22 protein-coding genes and 1 pseudogene are annotated in these 20,948 nt (G+C 71.6%); 9 read left to right on the top strand and 14 right to left on the bottom strand.

Annotated elements, in window-relative coordinates; translation table 11 throughout:
* Positions 1–112 precede the first annotated feature (112 nt).
* From KGS77_RS18290 to KGS77_RS18280, 3 genes are read left to right on the top strand one after another with little or no spacing between them, the layout of a single operon-like run.
* A complete protein-coding gene (locus KGS77_RS18290) occupies positions 113–529 on the top strand; it encodes an SRPBCC family protein (protein ID WP_242583195.1) in 417 nt (138 codons plus the stop codon).
* Entirely contained in the window at positions 529–969 is a 441-nt protein-coding gene (locus tag KGS77_RS18285) for a MarR family transcriptional regulator (RefSeq protein ID WP_242583193.1), read from the top strand. The genes KGS77_RS18290 and KGS77_RS18285 overlap by 1 nt, the downstream gene beginning before the upstream one ends.
* A complete protein-coding gene (locus KGS77_RS18280) occupies positions 966–1,130 on the top strand; it encodes a hypothetical protein (RefSeq protein WP_242583191.1) in 165 nt (54 codons plus the stop codon). Before KGS77_RS18285 ends, KGS77_RS18280 begins: the two co-directional genes overlap by 4 nt.
* Before the next feature lie 50 nt (positions 1,131–1,180).
* Here the strand turns inward: KGS77_RS18280 and KGS77_RS18275 are convergent, their stop codons facing one another.
* The 4 genes from KGS77_RS18275 to KGS77_RS18260 form a co-directional block, all read right to left on the bottom strand.
* Positions 1,181–1,477: a hypothetical protein gene (locus KGS77_RS18275; protein ID WP_242583189.1), complete on the bottom strand. Its 297-nt coding sequence runs from the start codon at positions 1,475–1,477 to the stop codon at positions 1,181–1,183.
* Positions 1,478–1,942: 465 nt separating this feature from the next.
* Positions 1,943–2,794, bottom strand: coding sequence for a helix-turn-helix transcriptional regulator (locus tag KGS77_RS18270; protein WP_242583187.1), 852 nt, complete (start codon positions 2,792–2,794; stop codon positions 1,943–1,945).
* Between the two features lie 30 nt (positions 2,795–2,824).
* Positions 2,825–3,025: a DUF397 domain-containing protein gene (locus KGS77_RS18265; RefSeq protein WP_242587540.1), complete on the bottom strand. Its 201-nt coding sequence runs from the start codon at positions 3,023–3,025 to the stop codon at positions 2,825–2,827.
* 143 nt (positions 3,026–3,168) lie between these two features.
* Positions 3,169–4,455, bottom strand: a complete 1,287-nt coding sequence (locus KGS77_RS18260; protein WP_242583183.1) for an adenylosuccinate synthase — start codon at positions 4,453–4,455, stop codon at positions 3,169–3,171.
* Positions 4,456–4,702: 247 nt separating this feature from the next.
* On the opposite strand from KGS77_RS18260, the gene KGS77_RS18255 reads away from it, so the two are divergent.
* Positions 4,703–5,605, top strand: a complete 903-nt coding sequence (locus tag KGS77_RS18255; RefSeq protein ID WP_242583180.1) for a hypothetical protein — start codon at positions 4,703–4,705, stop codon at positions 5,603–5,605.
* A gap of 120 nt (positions 5,606–5,725) precedes the next feature.
* Here the strand turns inward: KGS77_RS18255 and KGS77_RS18250 are convergent, their stop codons facing one another.
* Positions 5,726–6,322, bottom strand: coding sequence for a MarR family transcriptional regulator (locus KGS77_RS18250; RefSeq protein ID WP_242583177.1), 597 nt, complete (start codon positions 6,320–6,322; stop codon positions 5,726–5,728).
* A gap of 112 nt (positions 6,323–6,434) precedes the next feature.
* On the opposite strand from KGS77_RS18250, the gene KGS77_RS18245 reads away from it, so the two are divergent.
* Together KGS77_RS18245 and KGS77_RS18240 are read left to right on the top strand one after the other, a co-directional pair.
* On the top strand, positions 6,435–7,379 hold the full coding sequence (locus tag KGS77_RS18245) for an ABC transporter ATP-binding protein (RefSeq protein ID WP_242583174.1): 945 nt from the start codon (positions 6,435–6,437) through the stop codon (positions 7,377–7,379).
* Positions 7,376–9,049, top strand: coding sequence for an ABC transporter permease (locus tag KGS77_RS18240; RefSeq protein WP_242583172.1), 1,674 nt, complete (start codon positions 7,376–7,378; stop codon positions 9,047–9,049). Before KGS77_RS18245 ends, KGS77_RS18240 begins: the two co-directional genes overlap by 4 nt.
* Positions 9,050–9,215: 166 nt before the next feature.
* On the opposite strand, the gene KGS77_RS18235 is transcribed toward KGS77_RS18240, so the two are convergent.
* Positions 9,216–10,094 carry a helix-turn-helix transcriptional regulator gene (locus tag KGS77_RS18235; RefSeq protein WP_242583169.1) on the bottom strand — a complete coding sequence of 293 codons (879 nt, stop codon included), beginning with the start codon at positions 10,092–10,094 and terminating at the stop codon, positions 9,216–9,218.
* 213 nt (positions 10,095–10,307) lie between these two features.
* On the opposite strand from KGS77_RS18235, the gene KGS77_RS18230 reads away from it, so the two are divergent.
* Positions 10,308–11,105 (top strand): SDR family oxidoreductase, encoded by a 798-nt coding sequence (locus tag KGS77_RS18230; protein ID WP_242583166.1) that lies wholly within the window; start codon positions 10,308–10,310, stop codon positions 11,103–11,105.
* A 290-nt stretch (positions 11,106–11,395) separates the two neighbouring features.
* Here KGS77_RS18230 and KGS77_RS18225 read toward each other — a convergent pair.
* Both KGS77_RS18225 and KGS77_RS18220 read right to left on the bottom strand, forming a co-directional pair.
* Positions 11,396–12,609, bottom strand: a pseudogene (locus KGS77_RS18225) (cytochrome P450).
* Between the two features lie 104 nt (positions 12,610–12,713).
* Positions 12,714–13,049, bottom strand: coding sequence for a cupin domain-containing protein (locus tag KGS77_RS18220; protein WP_242583164.1), 336 nt, complete (start codon positions 13,047–13,049; stop codon positions 12,714–12,716).
* Positions 13,050–13,121: 72 nt separating this feature from the next.
* Here KGS77_RS18220 and KGS77_RS18215 point away from each other — a divergent pair, with 72 nt between their 5' ends.
* Positions 13,122–14,057, top strand: a complete 936-nt coding sequence (locus tag KGS77_RS18215) for a helix-turn-helix domain-containing protein (protein ID WP_242583161.1) — start codon at positions 13,122–13,124, stop codon at positions 14,055–14,057.
* 108 nt (positions 14,058–14,165) lie between these two features.
* Complete coding sequence (locus tag KGS77_RS18210) at positions 14,166–14,729, top strand: DUF1707 domain-containing protein (RefSeq protein WP_242583159.1); 564 nt, start codon at positions 14,166–14,168, stop codon at positions 14,727–14,729.
* A gap of 68 nt (positions 14,730–14,797) precedes the next feature.
* On the opposite strand, the gene KGS77_RS18205 is transcribed toward KGS77_RS18210, so the two are convergent.
* The 6 genes from KGS77_RS18205 to KGS77_RS18180 all read right to left on the bottom strand — a co-directional run bounded on the left by KGS77_RS18205 (position 14,798) and on the right by KGS77_RS18180 (position 20,876).
* A complete protein-coding gene (locus tag KGS77_RS18205) occupies positions 14,798–15,454 on the bottom strand; it encodes a response regulator transcription factor (RefSeq protein WP_242583156.1) in 657 nt (218 codons plus the stop codon).
* Complete coding sequence (locus KGS77_RS18200; protein ID WP_242587539.1) at positions 15,451–16,842, bottom strand: histidine kinase; 1,392 nt, start codon at positions 16,840–16,842, stop codon at positions 15,451–15,453. The genes KGS77_RS18205 and KGS77_RS18200 overlap by 4 nt, the downstream gene beginning before the upstream one ends.
* A 124-nt stretch (positions 16,843–16,966) precedes the next feature.
* Positions 16,967–18,157: an alpha/beta fold hydrolase gene (locus KGS77_RS18195; protein WP_242583153.1), complete on the bottom strand. Its 1,191-nt coding sequence runs from the start codon at positions 18,155–18,157 to the stop codon at positions 16,967–16,969.
* On the bottom strand, positions 18,075–19,382 hold the full coding sequence (gene kynU / locus KGS77_RS18190) for a kynureninase (RefSeq protein WP_242583151.1): 1,308 nt from the start codon (positions 19,380–19,382) through the stop codon (positions 18,075–18,077). The genes KGS77_RS18195 and kynU overlap by 83 nt, the downstream gene beginning before the upstream one ends.
* On the bottom strand, positions 19,375–20,274 hold the full coding sequence (locus KGS77_RS18185) for a tryptophan 2,3-dioxygenase family protein (protein WP_242583148.1): 900 nt from the start codon (positions 20,272–20,274) through the stop codon (positions 19,375–19,377). The genes kynU and KGS77_RS18185 overlap by 8 nt, the downstream gene beginning before the upstream one ends.
* 188 nt (positions 20,275–20,462) lie before the next feature.
* Positions 20,463–20,876, bottom strand: coding sequence for a DUF3151 domain-containing protein (locus KGS77_RS18180; RefSeq protein ID WP_242583145.1), 414 nt, complete (start codon positions 20,874–20,876; stop codon positions 20,463–20,465).
* Between the last annotated feature and the right edge of the window lie 72 nt (positions 20,877–20,948).

Genomic DNA, 20,948 nt, shown 5'->3' with positions numbered 1-20,948 from the left:
CAGATAGTCTCTGCACAGACAATCTGCGCGCAGGCAATCTCCGCGTAGGTAACCTTCGCGCAGACAACCTCCGGGCACATCACCGGCCGGGGCTTTCCAAGGGAGACCGCACATGTGGGAGTACGAGCACAGCGTCGAGACCGGCGCCGCCCCCGAGGCGATCTGGCGGCTCTGGGCCGATGTGGAGAACTGGGGCACCTGGAACGCCGAGATCGAGAAGATCGAGATCGATGGCCCGTTCGCGACGGGCACCCACATCACGATGACGCCGCCAGGAGACGATCCGGTCCTGCTGCGCATCGCCGAGGCCGTCGAGAACGAACGATTCGTCGACGAGGCCCGCTTCGGCGACCTGGTGCTGCGGACCACCCACCGAATCGACCACACCGACGACGACCGGATCCGGGTGGTGTACCGGATGGAGATCACCGGCCCCGGCGCCGAAGAGGCCGGCCCGCGCATCGGCCCGGGCATCACCGCCGACTGGCCCGACACCATGGCCTCGCTGGTCGAGCTGGCTCGACGCTGATGGACCTCACCCCCGGCGAGAGCCCCGGATTCCTGCTGTGGCACGCCACCCTGCGCTGGCAGCGCGACATCGCCGCAGCCCTGACCCCTCTCGGTCTCACCCACGTACAGTTCGTGCTGCTCGCCTGTGCCTGGTGGCTCAACACCCAGGGCGAGCACCCCAATCAACTGACCCTCGCCCGCCAAGCGGGCACCGACATCAAGATGACCTCCCAGGTTTTGCGCGCCCTGGAGCACAAAGGACTCATCGAACGCGAAGTCGACCCGGCCGACACCCGCGCCAAACGGCTGCGCGTCACCCACACCGGCGCCGACCTGGCCCCACGCGCGATCGCCGCCGTCGAACTCGTCGACAAGCGGTTCTTCCGGCCGGTGCCCCTCGATGACGCGGTAACCCTGCTCGGCCGCCTGGCCCGTCCCCAGCCGGAGGACGACGAGTGACCACCGCGCACGAAGACACCCCGAAGCAGCAGGCGGACATCACCCGCCTGCTGCTCCGGGGTGTCCTGCCCGCCCCAGCTTCCGCCGAAGCCGTCCGCGTCGTCACCGGGGCAGGCGGGACGACGGCGACGACGGCACGGCTCTCCCCTTGCACCGGATGACGGCCCCCAACCGGACAAGGGAGCGACCCGGCCCGCCCGTACGTACGGGCCTACGGCCAGCGCACCACCGGGCGGCGGGGCACGGGTTTGCGGCAGTCCGGCGTACGGTCGGCGGGCAGCGACACCGGCTCCGCCGGGTCCTCGTCGAGCGCGAAGCAGAGTTGCGCGTGCAGGAGTTCGGTTTCGGCCGGGGTGAGCTGGAGGGTGATGTCCCCGTCGAACTTCCCGTCCTGCCGCAGCCAGAGGTGGATGGCGTACCGCCCGTCGGCTTCGCGCCGTACGGGTTCACCGGGTACGCGACTGATGCGCAGCCCCGGCGGTACGGAGGGGTTACGGGTTCCCTTCATGCCGGCACCCCCGCGAAGGCGAACAGCTCGTATGCGGCCCGCCGTTCTTGTTGTTCGTGGACGAGGAGGTACGGCCGTACGAGCGGACTGGGCCCGTCGAGGATCGGGTGTTCGACGGGTCCGGTCCTTCTCGGCTGGGCGAAGGAACAGACGGCCCGCGCCGCTGCGCATTGCCGCGCCAATTTGGCCGCGCTTTTGGCCGCGCTTTTGGCCGCATCAGGCTTCCTGAAGAAGCGGGCAACTGTTCGTCGGAGGACGGAGCAGATAAGGTGGGCCATGCTGACGCTCCTGTGAGGCGTTGGCCACGCCCTGGGGTGCTGGAACACCGCCAGGGCACTTTCTCTTCACGCGGTAACTGGGCAGTTGCGGCGTGCTGTTGAGACCCTAGCTTCAAGGGGCTTAGAACTTCAACATTTTGGCCCCTGACCGACAAACTGGCATATGCCGTTGCGGCACACAGCCCTTTCAGAGCTGCTGCACCATTTCCTGGATGAAGTCCCGCGAGCGCTCAGGACTAAGAGAACGCTGTTCCATCCGGTCCAGCACCACGCGGTAGTTGGCGAGGTCGGCCTCTGCGTCCATGAACCTGGAACCCAAGGGTGTATCCGACTGCACGGTGTCGAGCTGCGGAACAGGTCCATAGGCGTAGAAGGTCGACGTCCCCACAGCAGTAAACCCGCCTGCCTCGAACGGAACGACTCGGATCGTCACGTTGTCCCGCTCCGACTGCTTCAACAGATGGTCCAACTGCGACCCGATCACGCCTCGCCCGCCGAAGCGCATACGCAGAGCCGCTTCGTGGATGATGAAGATACAGGCCAGCATCGGCGTTCGATCCAGAACATCTTTGCGGCGCATACGGAATGCGACCCTGCGTTCGATCTCTTCGGGCGCCACCGCGGGCACCGCTTCTTCGAACACCGACCGCGCGTATTCCTCATGCTGAAGAAGTCCCGGCATGTGCATGATCTGTACGGAGCGCATGCCGTGGGCGTGGTGCTCGACTTCTGCCAGATTCATAGCACCGGGGACACAGATCCCCCTGTAATCGTCCCACCAGTGCCTACCGCGCTCCCTGGCCATCTCCACCAGCGCATCGATGTACGCGGCGTCCCGGCACGAGTAATTGGCGGCCCATACGCGTACTCTGTCGCAACTGACCCCGAAACGAGCGGACTCGATGTTGCTGATGGTGGCCTTGTCCACTCGGTGAACCACCCCTGCTTCGGTCAGCGACAATCCCGCGCGCTCGCGCATCTTGCGCAACTCCGCGCCCAGCCGCCGCTGCCGCTCGGTCGGTGGTTTCCGTGCCGCCATCCGCTCCCCCTGCTTGAACCGGCGCAGACCCTACTCGGGCCGACCCAACCCGCCTGTTTTGATGCTGGCGAGCAACGCGCGGACTTCCGGCGATGTGGTTTTGAGGACCGTATCGGGCTCGTCGCTCTCCCGCACGAAGATCTCATCGCCGTACGTGGCGAGCTCGACGCAGTTCGCATCACCGGTGTTCTCCGAGAATGTTGACTTGCGCCACTGAGGCGTCTCTCGCATCGCCACCCACCTTCCTCCTGCCCACCAGTGTGGACCGCGCCTCCACCAGATGGGAACGCCGCACAGCGTAGCCGTGGCCCGGCAGGCGGATCGCCTGCCGGGCCACGGCTAGGAAGGAACCGATCGGGAACGGGCCGATTCGGTCAGGAGAGGAAGGAGTTGATCTCGATCGTCTCGTCGCGGCCGGGGCCGACGCCGATGGCGGAGATCGGGGCGCCGGACATCTCCTCCAGTGCCTTGACGTACGCCTGTGCGTTCTTCGGCAGGTCGGAGAACGTCTTGGCCTTGGTGATGTCCTCGGACCAGCCCGGCAGGTTCTCGTAGATCGGCTTCGCGTGGTGGAAGTCGGTCTGGGAGTACGGGAGTTCCTCGACCCGCTTGCCGTCGATCTCGTACGCGACGCAGACCGGGATCTGCTCCCAGCCGGTGAGCACGTCGAGCTTGGTGAGGAAGAAGTCGGTCAGGCCGTTGACGCGGGTCGCGTAACGGGCGATGACCGCGTCGAACCAGCCGCAGCGGCGGTCGCGGCCGGTGGTGACGCCGCGCTCGCCGCCGATGGTGCGCAGCGCCTCGCCGTCCTTGTCGAACAGCTCGGTCGGGAACGGACCGGCACCGACCCGCGTCGTGTACGCCTTGAGGATGCCGATGACCCGGCTGATCTTCGTCGGGCCCACGCCGGCGCCCGTGCAGGCGCCGCCCGCGGTGGGGTTGGAGGACGTCACGAAGGGGTAGGTGCCGTGATCGACATCCAGCAGCGTGCCCTGACCGCCTTCGAAGAGGACGACCTTGCCCTCGTCGATGGCGTTGTTCAGGATCAGGGTGGTGTCGGCGACGTAGCCGCGGATCTTGTCCGCGTAACCGAGCATCTCCTCCACGACCTGGTCGGCGACGACCGCGCGGTGGTTGTAGAGCTTGGCGAGCACCTGGTTCTTGAAGTCCAGGGCCGCCTCGACCTTCTGGTGCAGGATCGACTCGTCGAAGAGGTCCTGCACACGGATGCCGGTGCGGTTGATCTTGTCGGCGTACGTCGGGCCGATGCCGCGGCCCGTCGTACCGATCTTGCGCTTTCCGAGGAAGCGTTCCGTCACCTTGTCGACGGTGATGTTGTACGGCGTGATCAGATGCGCGTTACCGCTGATCAGCAGCTTGGACGTGTCGACGCCGCGCTCGTTGAGTCCGCTCAGCTCGGAGAGCAGGACCGCCGGGTCGACGACGACGCCGTTGCCGATGACCGGGGTGCACCCCGGCGAGAGGATTCCGGAAGGGAGAAGATGCAGCGCGTACTTCTGGTCGCCGACGACGACCGTGTGGCCGGCGTTGTTGCCGCCCTGGTAGCGCACCACATAATCGACGGATCCACCGAGCAGGTCGGTGGCCTTTCCCTTGCCCTCATCACCCCACTGAGCACCGAGCAGCACAAGTGCGGGCACAGGCGTACACCCCTTCCGGGCGGGGCATGTCCAACGTGCGTGACGGTGTACTCCATGCGTGTCCATGTGCACGTCATCGCTGGAGCCGTTGGACCGGTGCCCCGGAATAGACGAAGCCCCTGGCGCAATAGCGCAAGGGGCTCTTGCACCGAGATGCTACCTGAAATGAGGAAGGACCGAGGTGTCGGCGCAGCCTTCTCGACCTCGACACTCTCCCCCAGACTCCGTCCGGGGGCACCCCCTGCTCGTGGTCATCGACCCGGTGGCCCGCAGTACGGACGGGGAGTCCGTGCGCATCGCGAAAGACGTGCTGTGTGCGGGCGCCAGTACGAAAATCTGCCTTCCCGACGGGCCGGAGGAGTTCGCACGGGCGCTCGCCCGCCGGGGCCAGCGCCGGCCGGTGGTGATCGGTGACGACCACGCCCTGGTGCGCGCCGTCGCGCTCCTCCACAAGGAGCGCGAGCTGGCGCGGGTGGCGCTGTCGGTGGTCCCGGTGGGCGCCCCCTCCACGGTGGCCCTGTCGCACTCCCTGGGCGTCCCCACGGGCGCCGTGGCCGCCGCGCGGACGGTCCTGGACGGCACCGAGCAGCGGATGGACCTGCTCACGGACGACAGCGACGGCATCGTGCTGGGCGGGCTGCGCATTCCGTACGCGGGGGAAGGCGGGGACGCGAGCGGGGGCGGTGGCCGGGACAGTGGCCGGGGCGGCTCCGAGGGTGGCGGGAGGTCCGGGGTGCGGGCGGCGCTGACGCGGCTGACCTCGCCCGGCGACCTTCTGGCGGCGCTGACGGGCCGGGGCGGGCGGCGGGACCGTACACCGCCCCGGCGGCTGCGGGTCGAGGCGGACGGAATCGTGCTGGCCGACCTGGACCGGCCCGTGGAGCGGGTATCGGTGGTGCCCAGCGCCCGCGCGCCGCAGGACGGGCCGGGCGCGGCGGCGGTGGACGGCGCCGCGCTGGATTCCGGGCTGGCCGACGTCGTCGTGCACTGGCAGTCCGCCGAGCATCCCGTACGGGCCCGCGCGCGGGCCGTGACCGTCTCGGGCACGGACTTCCGCTACCGGGCGGACGCGGTGGTGGGCGGGCCGGTCAGGACCCGTACGTGGACGGTGCAGGCGGGAGCGTGGCGGCTGACGCTGCCGCGCGACTGAGGAGGGAGGGACGGGGCTGTGAGGTGAGGGCGTACACGGCAGAGATGGCGTACGGGGCGGAGGGGCGTACGCAGCGCGGGAGCGTACGGCTGGCAGGGCGTGCGCAGCGGCGTCACACGATCACTTCTCGGGCGCGTCCGCCTCGTACTCGGCACGCAGCTTGTCCCGGTGCTCGCGCCAGCGCTCCAGCAGCCCGCCCAGCTCACCCTGCACGAACTCGAAGAAGGCCAGCGTCTCGGCGACCCGCCGCCCGGCCGGAGACCCGGTGCCCAGGGCGCTGACGCCCTCCCGCAGGGCGCCCTCCCAGCGGGTCATCATGTTGTCCCGCTGGGTCAGCGCCTCGTACCACTGGTCGCTGTGCACCCGGTAGCGGTCGCGCCGGGAGCCCGGCTCGCGCTCGCGGCCGACCATGTTGACCTGGGACAGGTAGCGGATGGCGCCGGAGATGGCGGCCGGGCTGACCTGGAGGCGCTCGCCCAGCTCCGCCGAGGTCAGGGTCCCCGAGTCGGAGGCGAGCAGGGCCGCGAAGACGCGGGCGGACATGCGCTGCATCCCCGCCTCGGTGAGCTGGGCCGCGAAGCGCTCGATGAACTGGGAGACGGCTTGTTCGTCCCGTCGGTGTGACTGCTGCGGCCGGGCCGGAGGGGACACCGGCCCCGCCGTCCGCTCCGCCTGTGCCGCCCCTGCTGTTTCCGGTGTCTGAACCGCGTCCGCCATGTCGGCATCCTCTCCCCTGATCGCCCCGTGATCACCCTGCTCAGCGCCCTGGGGCAAGTTTATACGGTTCCTTAACTTCACAAGTTTGTGAAGTGCGCGTAGGTTCCGAAACATGAATGAGGCAATCTCCGTCGCAGGGCTCCACAAGTCCTTCGGCCGCACCCACGCGCTGGACGGCCTCGACCTGACCGTCGGGGCCGGGGAAGTGCACGGCTTCCTCGGCCCCAACGGGGCGGGCAAGTCCACCACCATCCGCGTCCTGCTGGGCCTGCTGCGCGCCGACCGCGGCACCACCCGCCTCATGGGCCAGGACCCCTGGCGCGACGCCGTCTCCCTCCACCGCCGCATCGCCTACGTCCCCGGGGACGTCACCCTGTGGCGCAACCTGTCCGGCGGCGAGGTCATCGACCTCTACGGACGGCTGCGCGGCGGACTGGACCGGGCCCGCCGCGCCGAGCTGCTGGAACGGTTCGAACTGGACCCGACCAAGAAGGGCCGTACGTACTCCAAGGGCAACCGCCAGAAAGTCGCCCTGGTCGCCGCCTTCGCCTCCGACGTGGACCTGCTGATCCTGGACGAGCCGACCTCCGGCCTGGACCCGCTGATGGAGGAGGTCTTCCAGGACTGCGTGGCGCGCGAGCGCGAGCGCGGCCGTACGGTCCTGCTCTCCAGCCACGTCCTGTCCGAGGTCGAGGCGCTGTGCGACCGCGTCAGCATCATCCGCCGGGGCCGGACCGTGGAGAGCGGGTCGCTGGCCGACCTGCGCCACCTGACCCGTACGAGCGTGTCCGCCGAGCTGGCCGGGCCGCCCGACGGGCTCTCGCGGCTGCCCGGCGTACACGACCTGGACGTACAGGGGCGGCGGGTCAGGCTCCAGGTGGAGACCGACAAGCTCGACGCCGTGCTGCGCGCGCTCACCGGGTCCGGAGTGCGGTCGCTGACCAGCACGCCGCCCACGCTGGAGGAACTCTTCCTGCGCCACTACCAGGACGACGTACGCGAGGAAGCCGGGAGCGGCGCGCAGGACGCGGCGGGCCGGGAGGCGGTCGCGCGATGACCACCGCCACCCCTGCCTCCGCGGGCGCGGACTTCACCCGTACGCCGGGCACCCGTACGCCACGCGCCGCCCGCGACCTGGCCGGCACCGGCGCCCTGCTGCGGCTGGCGCTGCGCCGCGACCGCCTCCTGATCCCGGTGTGGGTACTGGCCCTGGGCCTGACCGTCGTCAGCATGGGACCGGCCCTGCAATCGTTCTACGCCACGGCCGCCGACCGCGCCGGCGTGGCCCGTTCGATGGCCGCCAACGGCTCGCTGCGCGCGCTGTACGGGCCGGTCTTCAGCGACTCCGTGGGCGGCCTGGTCGCCTGGCGGATGGCCGGTTTCGCCGCGCTGCTGGCCGGCGTGATGAGCCTGACCGTCGTCATCCGGCACACCCGTGAGGAGGAGGAGAGCGGCCGTCAGGAAATGCTCTCGGCCGCCGTCGTCGGCCGCCGCGCCCCGCTGACCGCCGCCCTGCTGACGGCCCTGACCGCGAACGCCGCGCTCGCCCTGCTGACCGGCGGCGGGCTGGCCGCGTCCGGGCAGCCGACGGGAGGTTCGCTCCTGCTGGGCCTGGCGATCGGCGGCGCCGGGATGCTCTTCGCGGGCCTGGCGGCCGTCGCGGCCCAGCTCACCGAGAGCGCGCGGTCCGCCAAGGGTCTGACCGGTGCCGCCCTGGGCTTGGCCTTCGTCCTGAAGGCGGCGGGCGACGCCGCCTCCGACGACGGGTCCGCCGTCCTCACCTGGCTCTCCCCCGTCGGCTGGACCGAGAACGCCCGCGCCTACGCCGACCAACGGTGGTGGGTCCTGGCGCTCTTCCTGGCGGCGACGGCGGTCACGGTCGCGGCGGCGTACGCCCTGACCGCCCGCCGCGACATCGGCATGAGCTTCCTGGCCGCCCGCCCCGGACCGGCCCACGCCCCCGCCTCCCTCAACGGCGCCCCCGGCCTGGCCTGGCGCCTCCAGCGCGCCACCCTCCTGGGCTGGTCGGCCGCCTTCGCCTGCGCCGGGGCCGTCTTCGGCGGCATCACCGAAGGCGCGGCCGACCTGGTCGGCGACAGCGCGCAGACCCGTGAACTCATCGAGCGGATGGGCGGACAGCAGGGCCTGACCGACGCCTTCCTGGCCGCCATGACCGGCATGCTGGGCATGGTCTCGGCCCTGTACGCGACGGGCGCGGTGCTGCGGCTGCGCGGCGAGGAGACCGGCGGGCGCGCCGAACCGGTGCTGGGCGGGGCGGTGGGACGGCTGCGCTGGGCGGCGGGCCACCTGCTGGCCGCCTTCCTCGGCACGGCCGTCATCCTGCTCGTCGGCGGGCTCGCGCTGGGACTGACGTACGGGATCACGGTGCACGACGCCGGCGGGCGGACCGGTGCCGTACTGGCAGCGGCACTGGCGCAGGTCCCGGCGGTCTGGGCGCTCACCGGCCTGACGGTGCTGCTCTTCGGCGTACTGCCCCGGGCGACGGCCGCCGCCTGGGCCGTCGTCGGTGGCTGCCTGGGCATCGGCTGGCTGGGCCCGGCCGTACGGCTGCCCGGCTGGGCCATGGACCTCTCACCCTTCAGCCATCTGCCCAAGCTGCCGGGGGCGGTGGACGTCGGCGCGGCACCGTACCTGTGGCTGACGGCCCTGGCGGGTGTGTGCGTGGCGGTGGGGCTGGCGGGACTGCGCAGGCGCGACATCGGCTGACGGGTGGGGGTCTCCCACACGTCCACATACGTACGGCACATCCACATACGTACGGCGCCGGAGCTGTAGCGGACTCCGGCGCCGTACTCCGTACTCCGAATTCCGCGTGCCCGTGCGCCCGCTGACGGCGCGACGGGCTCAGTCGGCGTACGGCTGCGCGGCGGGCTCAGCGCGTGGTGGGCGGCGCGATGGGCGTACCCGGCGGCTGCGGCGCGGTCCAGTCGGCGAGGAGCTGGAGGGCCCGGGCGGTCTCGGAACCCGGCTCGACGTTGTAGACGCACAGCGTCTGGTCGGTGTCGCCGGGGGCCTGGAAGGACTCGTACGCGAAGTGCAGATCGCCGACGAGGGGGTGGCGGTAGTGCTTGGCGCCGTGGGTGCGCCGCAGCACACGGTGGTCGTTCCACCAGGTGGAGAACTCCGGGCAGCGCAGCGTCAGTTCGCCCACGAGGTCGGCGAGCTGCCGGTCGTGCGGGTACCGGCCGGCCTCCAGGCGGAGCATGGCGACGGTTTCGGCGGCGATGCGCTCCCAGTCACCGACGCGTTCGCGGGCCTCGGGGTCGAGCAGGTAGTAACGGGCGATGTTGCGGCGGGGCGCGGGCAGGGCGTCGAAATCGGTGAGGACCTCACGGGCCAGCCGGTTGCAGGCCAGCACATCGGTACGCCGTCCGAGGACGAAGGCCGGGACGTGCTCAAGGGTGTGGAGCATCAGGTGCAGGCCCGGCCGGACCCGCTGCGGGCCCGCCGGAGCGCGGCGGGTGGCCGTGGGCCGCGCCAGGAGGTCGGTGAGGTGCTCGCGCTCGGAGGCGTCGAGCTGGAGGGCGCGGGCGAGAGCCTGAAGGACCTCGGGAGAAGGATTGTGTGCCCGGCCCTGTTCGAGCCGTGTGTAGTACTCGGTACTGACACCCGCGAGACGGGCGGCCTCATCGCGCCGCAGCCCGGGCACGCGCCGGGGGCGGCCGTCGGCGGGCAGCCCCGCCCGGTCGGGGGTGATGCGGGCCCGGCGGGTACGCAGGAAATCGGCCAGCTCGCGACTACGGTCCTCCATCCCTCCAGTGTCGCCGGGCCCGCCGGGACACATCCCGGGCAGGGTGGCCCTGCCGGTACCAGCCTCACGCATACCTGCCCGGTCAGGGCGCTTCAAGCGCCCCCGTGAGGCCCTGGTGAGCGGTTTGCTGGTGCAGGGGCCGAACGACCGGCCGACGGCGATGCGCCCTCCTCGTCCCCTCACCACCCCACCACCGCCTGAAAGGCAGGCACCATGACTGCACAGACCTCTGCCCGTACCTCCTCATCCCCTTCCTCCCCCCTCTCCGGCCGCGTGGCGGTCGTCACCGGCGCCTCCAGCGGGATCGGCGAGGCGTCGGCCGAGCACCTGGCCGCGCTCGGCGCCCGCGTCGTCGTCCTGGCGCGGCGCGCGCAGCGGCTGGAGCAGCTCGTCACCCGCATCGAGAGGGACGGCGGGCAGGCCCTGGCCCTCGCGGTCGATGTGACCGACGCGGCAGCGGTACGGGCCGCCGCCGAGCGCGTGGCCGCCGAACTCGGCGGCGCCGACCTCCTCTTGAACAACGCGGGCGTGATGCTCCCCGCGCCCGTCGAGGAGCTGGCCACCGGCCAGTGGCAGCACCAGATCGACCTGAACGTGACCGGCCTGATGAACGTCATCGGCGCCTTCGTCCCGCAACTGGTCGAGGCCGCCGCCGAGCGCAAAGTCGCCGACCTGGTCAACACCTCCTCGATCGCGGCACAGAACATCTTCCCCAACTTCGCCGTCTACTCCGCGACCAAGGCGTACGTCACCCACCTCTCCCGGCATCTGCGGGCCGAGCTGGGCGCGAAGAACGTACGGGTGTCGGCGATCGAGCCGGGCATCGTCGACACGGAGCTGCAGAGCCATGTCACCGACGAGGGCGCGCTGGCGTGGCTGGCGGCCGGCAAGGACACGATGGAGTGGCTCACCCCGCAGGACGTCGCGCGGACCATCGGGTTCCTCGCGTCGCTTCCGCCGCGGGCCAACCTCCAGCAGGTCACGATCATGCCGACCGGTCAGGCCGCCTGACCGTGAATCCGGCGTGTGGCCGACGTGTGGCTGATGTGTGGCCGGCGTATGGCCGACGCCTGGCCGCCGTGTGGCCGACGTGTGGCCGGTCCGTATGGCCGACGTCCCGCGCGGGGCGGCGGCCACACGGACCGGCGGGGGAGGCGCCAAGGAACCCGAAATGTGCGAGGCATTTGCCAGGATGTGACCTGTCCGGTCCCCCGGAGGCGCGTTAATCCACCGAAGTTGTCCACAAGTTGTGGACAAAACGATTCGCCGACCGGCACCCCGCGCCTCGACGCCCGCCCGGCTCACATCTCCACGAGCAGCTCCCGCAGCCCCCGTATGACGAAGCCGGACTTCCACTCCGGCTCGCGCACCAGCCGCAGGCCGGGCGCCCGGCGCAGCAACGCGCCGAAGGAGGCCGCCAGTTCCAGCCGGGCCAGCGGCGCGCCCAGGCAGTAGTGGATGCCCGCGCCGAACGCCAGGTGCGGGTTGTCGGCACGGGTCAGGTCCAGCGTCTCCGGGCGGTCGAAGCGCGCCTCGTCCCGGTTGGCGGAGCCGAAGAGCAGGGCGACCTCCGCGCCGCGCGGGATGACCGTACCGCCGACCTCGATCTCGTCCAGGACCCAGCGTTCGAAGAGTTGCAGCGGGCTGGAGAAGCGCAGCAGCTCTTCCACGGCGTACGGAAGCAGGTCCGGGTCGGCGCGCAGCGCGGCGAGCTGTCCGGGGTGCTGGAACAGCGCCCACCAGCCATTCCCGGTGGTGTTGACCGTCGCCTCGTGCCCGGCGTTCAGCAGCAGCACACAGGTGGAGATCATCTCCTGTTCGCTGAGCCGGCCGTCCTCGTCGTGCGCGGCGATCAGCCCGCTGATCAGGTCGGAGCCGAGGTCGGTACGGCGCCGGGCGATCAAATCCCGCAGGTAGTCGGAGAATTCCAGCGAGGCGCGGACGGCGCGCCCGGCCGCGTCCTCGGTGGGATTCAGCTCGTACATCCCGCAGATCGCGGCGGACCAGGGGCGCAGCAGTCCGCGGTCGGCCGCCGGGATGCCGAGCAGCTCGGCGATGACCGCGACCGGCAGCGGCTCGGCCACCTCGGCGATCAGGTCGCCGCCGCCGGAGGCGACCAGGGAGTCGGCCAGTTCGCCCGCCAGCCGCTCGACGGTGGGCGCCAGTTCGCGGACCGTACGGGGCGTGAACGCCTGGGAGACCAGCCGCCGTACCCGTGGGTGGTCCGGCGGCTCCAGGTCCAGCATCCCGTTGTCGTTGAGCACGTGGAAGGGCTCGTGCGCGGCGGGCGGCGGCGTACGGCCGAACTCCTCGTGGGTGAAGCGGTGGAGGTACGTACGGCCCAGGCGCCGGTCGCGCAACAGGGCGGTGACGTCCTCGTACCGGGGGATCAGCCACTGGTTCGACGGCTCGTAGTAATGCGCCCGCCCCGCCTCCCGCAGCCGGGCGTAGGCGGGTAGGGGTCCACGACGAACGGCCGTGACCAGGGCGCGAAGACATCGGCGGCAGTACTCATGCCGGGAGACTAGGGCCTTGCGACGATCTTGTGACCGGTGTCGTCCCGACTTGTCGGCATGCGATGCGGGATGCGGGATGCGGGGGCTTCACGGAGCCCTCTGCCTAGCCTTCCGGGTAGAAGAGGAACAAAGTGCAGCCGGTGGTGGTCGAGGGTACGTGCCAGGTGCCGGCCGGGGCGTGCAGGAACGTACCGGCCGGGTAGTCGCGTGCCCCGTCGTTGAAGGTGCCGGCGACCACGTAGACCTCCTCCGGGCCGGGCTCGTGGACGTCGCGGCGCGGCCAGGAGGTGCCCGGCTCCATCTCCAGCACATTGGCGTGCGCGCCCGACGGCCCCCGCCACAGGGGACGCAGCCGTATACCGGGGAACAGCTCACGGACCGGGGATTCGTGGACGGAGACGGAGGTGTAGCCCTCCTGCGTGAGGATCTCTGGGTGCATGCCCGCAACAGTGCCGTGCGCGGGCCACGGCCGGACAGAGTCCGCGATGCCATCATGGGGTACTTTCCTGCCATGCATCGCGTGGTGGCCCTGGTACGGCCGGTGCAGTCGACGTTCGAGCTCGGCTGCGCCGTCGAGGTCTTCGGTACGGAGCGGCCAGGAGTGCCGCAGCACTACGCATTCGAGACGTGTACGGAGACGCCCGGCCCGGTGCCGACCACGGCCGGGTACGCGATGTCCGTGACGCAGGGCCTCTCGGCGCTCGATTCGGCGGACACCGTGATCATCCCGGGCTGGCTGCCGGTGGAGGAGCCGCTTTCCGACGGCGTGCGCCACGCGCTGCTGAAGGCGCACGCGCGCGGGGCGCGGCTGGTCACGATCTGCTCCGGGGTGTTCGCGCTGGCCCGTACCGGCCTGCTGGACGGCCGCTCGGCCACCACGCACTGGGCGCGCGCCGAGCAACTGCGGCGGGAATTCCCCCGGGTGACCGTGGAGCCGGACAGGCTCTACGTGGATCACGGTGACGTGGCCACCAGTGCCGGCGCGGGCGCGGGGTTCGACCTGTGCCTGCGTCTGGTCCGGCGCGACCACGGGGCCGCGTACGCCGCCCTGCTCGCACGGCACATGGTGCTGCCGCCGCCCCGCGAAGACGGCCGGGCACCGCGCATCCCGCCCGCACCGCCCGTGGACGCGCTCGACGACCTGCTCAAGTGGGCCGATGAACGCCTGGGAACACCGCTGTCGGTGGACGACCTGGCCGCGTACCTCGGCGTCTCGCCCCGCACCCTGGCCCGACGCTTCGCCGACCGGCTCGGCACGAGCCCGGGTGACTGGCTGCTCTCCCGGCGGGTGGCCGCGGCGCGCACCCTGCTGGAGGAGACGGACTTGCCGGTCGAGGCGATCGCGGCCCGCGTCGGCCTCGGCTCCGCGGTCAACTTGCGCCGCCGCTTCCGCGCCCGGACAGGTACGACCCCGGGCGCCTACCGGCGGGCGTTCCGGGTTCCGTGAGGGGGTGCGGCCTGTGAACCGCCGGGGTGCGGCCCGTGATGCGCCTACACTCCGGGCATGACCCCTGATGACATAACGCGCCGTCAGCCGCCGGTAGTTACGCCCGGGATGCGGGCCGCCGACACCGACCGGGAGGCCGTCGCCGAGCGGCTGCGGGACGCGGTGGCAGAGGGCCGGCTGTCCCTGGAGGAGCTGGAGGAGCGGCTGGACGCGGCGTACACCGCCAAGACGCTCGGGGAGCTGGAGCCGCTGATCGCGGACCTCCCCGAGGCCGCGCCGGCGCCGGGGCGGCGCGACCAGCCGCTGATGCTGCGGGCCGGGACCGGCACGGTGCAGCAGACGGGCTACTGGGTGGTTCCGTCCGAGATCACCGTCAGTACGGGCATGGGCAACGCCAAGCTCGACTTCACGGCCGCCGAATGCGCCCACCGCATGGTGACGGTCGAGGTGGCCGTCGGCATGGGCAGTGTGAACGTCGTGGTGCCGCGTGGGTGGGAGGTACGCACGGACGAGGTGGCCGTCGGCATGGGCAAGGTCGTCAACCGCGCGACGGACCGCCCGGAGCCGGGCGCGACCGTTCTGCGCTTCACGGGGCAGATCGACATGGGCAATGTGAAGGTGCGGTACCCGAGCCGGCTTGAGGCCGCGCGGGCGCGCCGCGCGGGTCGGTAGACAGGCCGGCGGACGGGCCAGCGAACGGATCGGTGGACGCCGGGTACGTACCCGGCCCGCGCGGTCCGTCAGCCGCCCGGGGTCACCAGCCGGGCCTCGTACGCGAAGACCGCCGCCTGCGTGCGGTCACGCAGCCCGAGCTTGACCAGGATGCGGCTGACGTGGGTCTTCACCGTGGACTCGGCGACGACCAGATGCTCGGCGATCTCCCCGTTCGACAGGCCCTGGGCCACCAGGACCAGCACTTCCGTCTCCCGTTCGGTGAGGTCGCCGATGCGCTCCTGGGCCGGCGGGCGCGGCGCGCCCAGCCGGGAGAACTCCGAGATCAGCCGCTTGGTGACGGTGGGTGCGAGCAGTGCCTCGCCGGACGCCACGATCCGTACGCCCTCTGCGAGCTGACCGGCCGAGGCGTCCTTGAGGAGGAAGCCGCTGGCCCCGGCCCGCAGCGCCTGGTACACGTACTCGTCCAGGTCGAAGGTGGTCAGGACCAGCACCTTGGCGTCCGCGTCGGCGGCGACGATCTCGCGGGTCGCCTCCAGCCCGTTCATCTCGGGCATACGGATGTCCATCAGGACGACGTCCGGGCGGAGTTGGGCGACCTTGGCCACCGCGTCCCGGCCGTCCACGGCCTCGCCGACCACCTCGATGTCCGGCATCGCGCCGAGCAGCACCGAGAATCCCTCGCGGACCATCACCTGATCGTCCACGATCATCACCTTGATCATGACTTCGCCTCCCCCGCCGACGCGTTCGTGGCCGGCCCCGTCCCCGTACCCGAAACCGACACCGGGATGAAGGCCGCGACCTCGAACCCGCCCTCCTCGGTGGGCCCGGTGGTCATCTCCCCACCCAGCATCTGTACGCGCTCCCGCATGCCCAGTACTCCGTGCCCGGCCCCCGGCGAGGGCTTGGCCAGCCGGCTCGGGGCACCGTTGACGATACGCAGTCCCAGCCCGCCCAGCACATAAGAGATCTCCACCCGTGCCTCGGCGCCCGGCGCATGGCGCAGCGTGTTGCTCAGCGCCTCCTGCACGATGCGGTACGCGGACAGCTCCACGCCCTGCGGCAGCGGCCGGGCCGAACCGGTGATCACCGCCTCGACGGTCAGTCCCGCCGAACGCACGCTGGCCAGCAGCGAATCGAGGCTGGCGAGGGTGGGCTGCGGCGCCTCGGGGTTGGCGTCGGCGAAGGCGTCCGGGTCCTCGGACCGTACGACACCGAGGATGCGCCGCAGCTCGGTCAGCGCGGCCACGGCGTTCTCCCGGATGGTCGAGAACGCCGTCGCCAGCTCCGGCGGCGTCTCCTTGACGCGGTACGGCGCGGCCTCCGCCTGGATGGCGATGACGGACATGTGGTGGGCGACCACGTCGTGCAGTTCGCGGGCGATGGTCGCGCGCTCCTCCAGCAGCGTACGGCGCGAGCGCTCCTCGGCGGTGACCGTCTCGGTCTCCACGACGTGCTGCCGCTCCTCGCGCCAGGCGCGGACGGCGGCGGCCGAGACCAGGATCACCGCGGAGAAGAACGTGAAGGGACCGAGGTCGGAGCCGTTGCCCCGGAAGGTGCACACGACGGTGATCACGACCATGGTGACCAGCCACACTTCCACGGCCAGTCGCGGCCGGGTGCGCAGCACGACCAGTGTCATGACGATGATGTGGGTGAAGGAGGCCATACCGGACCAGTAGCCGCCGTAGCCGCTGTTCGGGTTGAGCAACGCGGCCACACCCAGCACGCCGAGCGACAGCCAGAAGGCGCCGACCGGGCGGAAGAGGGTCAGTGCGATCGGCAGCGTACAGGCGAAGCTGAACACCGACCCGATGAGGGTGCCCACCATGGAGAAGCCGAAAGACGACTGCCCGATGCCCGACAGGAAGATCAGGGCGGCCAGGGAGCCCACCAGCGCGTGCGGCGCCCAGCGGGACCACCTGCGCAGCCGCCGCGGCAGGAGGCGTCGGCTCCACTGGTAGGCGTTCTCGTCCAAGGGCGGCATCGGGTGGAAGGCGAAGGCGCCTTCGACCAGGTCCTGGTGCAGCCTGCGGAGCACCCCGCGGACCAGGCCGGCTTCCGTACGCAGGCCGGTCGGCTGGGACTGACTTCTGTCGTTCACGTACACCACGGTAAGCAGCGCGGGGGCCGAAGGCGTCCGGCTCCGTGGGGATGTGTGGGCCTCCGTCTCAAGTACTACGTGCGGCGATGACTGCCGGTGACCGCCTGCGCGGCGGTGGCACGGATGGCCTTCAGGAGGGCTGCGAAGGCGTCCGTGCCTGGGGTGACGGGGGCGTAGTGGCCGGTGGCGGGGAGCTCGTGGAGGGTGACGGGGGAGGTGCTGGGGAGCTCGTGGAGGGCGACGGGGGAGGTGGCGCGGGCTTCGCGGGTGTAGCGGCGGGAGAGTTCCACCGGGACGTCGGCGTCCTCGGTGCCGTGCAGGATCGCCACGGGCGCCCCGGTGGGCGGGTGGCGCATCGGGTCGGCCTGGGCCATACGGGCCGCCATGCCGGGTCCGGGGCCGAGGAAGCCGGCCACCGCGCCGTTGCTGAGGCCGAGCGCGTGGGCGCGGTCGAGATCGGCGACCGGCGAGACGGCGACGACCGCGAGCGGGTGGCCGGGGGCGGTGGGGACGGCGGGCGCGGCGGGGGTGGCTGCATCGGGGTCGGTGGCGGGGCGGCGGCAGCGGGGTCGGCGGGGGCGGCGGCAGTGGGGTTGCGCCGGGCCGCCGTGAGGAGGGCCAGGTGGCCGCCCGCGGAGTGGCCGACGACCACGACCGGTGTGCCTTGCCGGGCTTCCGGGACGGCCGCGACGGCGGTGGCGATGGCGGCCGTCACGTCCTGGAAGGTCTCCGGCCAGCCACCGCCGCCGGTCACGGTCCCGGACCTGCTCCCGTTCCCGGTGGCGTCCCCGCCTCCGACCCTGCGGTACTCCGCGAGGGCGACCGGCAGGCCGTGCCTGACCAGCGCGGCGGCCAGCGGGGACAGGTATCCGCGGTCGTACGCCACCCGCCAGAAGCCGCCGTGCAGCAGGACGACCAGGGGCTCCGGCGCTCCGCTTCCGGCGCCCGGACGCGCCCCATACGAAGACCCGTACCCGTACGAAGTCCCGTACCCGTACGAAGTCTCGTACCCGTACAGGTCGACCACCTGGTCCGGGTGCGGCCCGTAGGACACCGTGCGGTCCGGCGGCACGGGCGCGAGCCCGAACAGCGCGGCCTCCTCCCTGGCCGCCACTTCTTCCCGGGCCGCCCCTTCCTCCTGCGCCGCCGCCTCCCCGGCCGCCGCGTTCTTCACCGGCTTCCGCCTCCGCTCCCGCCCTCGCCCTCGCTTCCGCTCCCGCCCTCGTCCGGCAGGGCGCTCAGGACGTCCCCAGCATCCGCGCCGCCCGCTCCGCGTCCGCGAAGGAGGTGTACAGCGGCGTGAACCCGAAGCGCAGCACATCCGGGTGGCGGAAGTCGCCGATCACTCCGCGGCGGATCAGTTCGGTCATCACCGCGCCCGCGCCCGCGCACCCCAGCGCCACCTGGCTGCCCCGCAGGGCGTGCTCGCGCGGCGTCAGGACGCGGACCCGGCCGGGCGGCGCGTACGCCTGGACGCAGTCGAGGAAGAAGTCGGTCAGCGCCAGGCTCTTGGCCCGTACGGATTCGATGCGTACGCCGTCCCAGACCTCCAGCGCCGCTTCCAGGGCGAGCAGCGAGAGGATGTCCGGCGTGCCGACGCGGCCCCGCACGATGCCGTCGGCCGGTGAGTAGCGGGACGCCATCCCGAACGGCTCGGCGTGCGAGTTCCAGCCCGGCAGCGGGGAGTCGAACCGCTGCTGGAGGTCCTGGCGTACGTACAGGTAGGCCGGCGAACCCGGGCCGCCGTTGAGGTACTTGTACGTGCAGCCGACCGCGAGGTCGACGCCGTGCGCGTCCAGCCCGACCGGCAGCGCACCCGCGCTGTGGCACAGGTCCCAGACCGCCAGCGCGCCGGCCTCGTGCAGCGCGGCGGTGATGCCGGGCAGGTCGTTGAGCCGGCCGGTGCGGTAGTCGACGTGGTTGACCAGCGCCAGGGCGGTGCGCGGGCCGGCCTCCTGCGGAATCCGCGCGGGCTGGACGGGCCGTAGCGTACGGCCGGTCAGCCGGGCCGCGGACCGGGCGATGTAGCCGTCGGTGGGGAACGTCGTCTCGTCGACCAGGATCTCGTCGCGGTCCTCGCCCGCCATCCGTACGCCGCCGACCACGGCCTTGAAGACGTTGACGCTGGTGGAGTCGCCGACCACGATCCGGCCCGGCGCCGCTCCGACGAGCGGGGCGATCCGGTCGCCGATCCGCTCGGGCGCCATCCACCAGCCGGACTCGGTCCACGACCGGATCCGCAGCTCGCCCCATTCGCGGGCGATGACATCGGCGATCCGGCCGGGTACGGCACGGGGCAGCGCGCCCAGGGAGTTCCCGTCGAGGTAGACCGCCTCGTCCAGCACGAACCGTTCGCGTACGGAGGCGAGTTGGTCCGCCGCGTCCTGCGCCCGGGCGCGCTCGAAGAGGTCCGCGACCACCGGCTCGGGCCGTCCCGCGAGACCCTCGTACTCCTCGCGCTCCTCGTACTCCTCGCGACCCTCGTATTCCGCGCGCTCCTCGCGCCCTTCGTCCCCCTGCTCCCGCGTCATCAGTGATTCAGACATGGCTGCGGGCCGTCCACAGCTCGGGGAAGACGTTCTTGCGGGCCCGTTTCTCCAGCCAGGTCACACCCGCCGAGCCGGCCGTGCCCGGCTTGGCACCCATCGCCCGCCGCGTCGCCACCAGGTGGTCGTTGCGCCAGCGCCACATCAGCTCGGCCACATCGGTCAACGCCTCGCCGAGCTGCGTCAGTTCGCTGTCCTGCGGGCCCGCGTAGATCTCCGCCCAGGCCGCCTCGACGGCCGGGTGCGGCTCGTACTTGGCGGTGAGGTCGCGGTCGAGCACCTCCTCGGGCACGGCGTACCCGCGGCGCCGGAGCAGATGCAGCACCTCGTCCCACAGGCTGGGCTCCTGAAGGGCCTTCTCCAGTTCGGCGTGCTCGCGCGGCGCGCCCCGGTGCGGGACGAGCATGGAGGACGACTTCTCGCCGAGCAGGAACTCCAGCCGCCGGTACATCGCGGACTGGAACCCCGACCCCTCACCGAGCGCCCCGCGGAAGGAGTTGAACTGCGCGGGGGTCAGCCGGGCCAGCGGCTTCCACGCCGCGTTGAGCGCCTCCAGCTCGTACGTGGAGCGCTTGAGCGCGTCCATGGCCACCGGCAGGTCGTCACGGCGCAGGGCCCGCGCCGCGGTGTGCCACTCATGGACGATGACGGTGAACCACAGCTCCATGACCTGGGTGGTGACCAGGAAGGCCATCTCTCCGGGGTCGTCGGAGAGCGGGTGCTGGAGGTGGGTGAGGACGTCGGCGTGGACGTAGTCCTCGTACGGGGTGGTGCCCCGGCTCCCTATGCTCAGGTCCGGATTACCGGCGTTGCCGCCCGCGGCGGCCACCGGGCACATGGGCTCCGGTTCCGTGCTGTGTCCGTTTCGGGACCCGTCGGAGTGCTGCGACATGAGGAACTCCTCGATGCTGCGTCTTCCGGGTAGCGGTCCGCCCCTTCCTGTCGGCGATGGAGCCCCGGTCCCCTCGGGCCGGAGAGCGTGCGAATCGGGCTCTCCCGGCCCAGTGGCATCATGCGCGCCGGACCCCGCACGCGCAAGGGCCGACCGCGATCTTGCGGTCGGCCCGGCCGGAGAGATTTTCAGGAAAGGGTGTCCGCCGCCGTCGGGGAGGAGTCGCGCAGGAAGGTCGTGCAGCGCTCGTACTCCTCCTGCTCACCGATCGCCTGCGCGGCCCGTGCCAGGGCGTGCAGCGCGCGCAGGAAACCGCGGTTGGGCTCGTGCTCGAAGGGCACCGGACCGTGGCCCTTCCAGCCAGCCCGGCGCAGCGCGTCCAGACCGCGGTGGTAGCCCGTACGGGCATAGGCGTAGGACTCGACGACCCGGCCGGCCTGGAAGGCGTCGTCGGCGAGCTGCGCCCACGCCAGGGAGGAGGTCGGGTACTTGGCGGCGACATCGGCCGGGGCCGCGCCCGAGGCGAGCAGTTCGCGGGGCTCGGGGTCGTCGGGCAGGTGGGTCGGGGGCGGTCCCCCGAGCAGGTTCTCGTGAATGGCCATGGCCCAAGTCTGCCTGGTCCGCCCGCCGGCCCGGCCGCCACCCGGCCGGTCGCCGGTACCCGCGGGGGCATC

Origin of the sequence: Streptomyces sp. MST-110588, assembly GCF_022695595.1 — a bacterium.
Taxonomy (GTDB): domain Bacteria; phylum Actinomycetota; class Actinomycetes; order Streptomycetales; family Streptomycetaceae; genus Streptomyces.
Note: the sequence above shows the minus strand (reverse complement) of the source record. Positions and strands in the feature narration are given on the sequence as shown.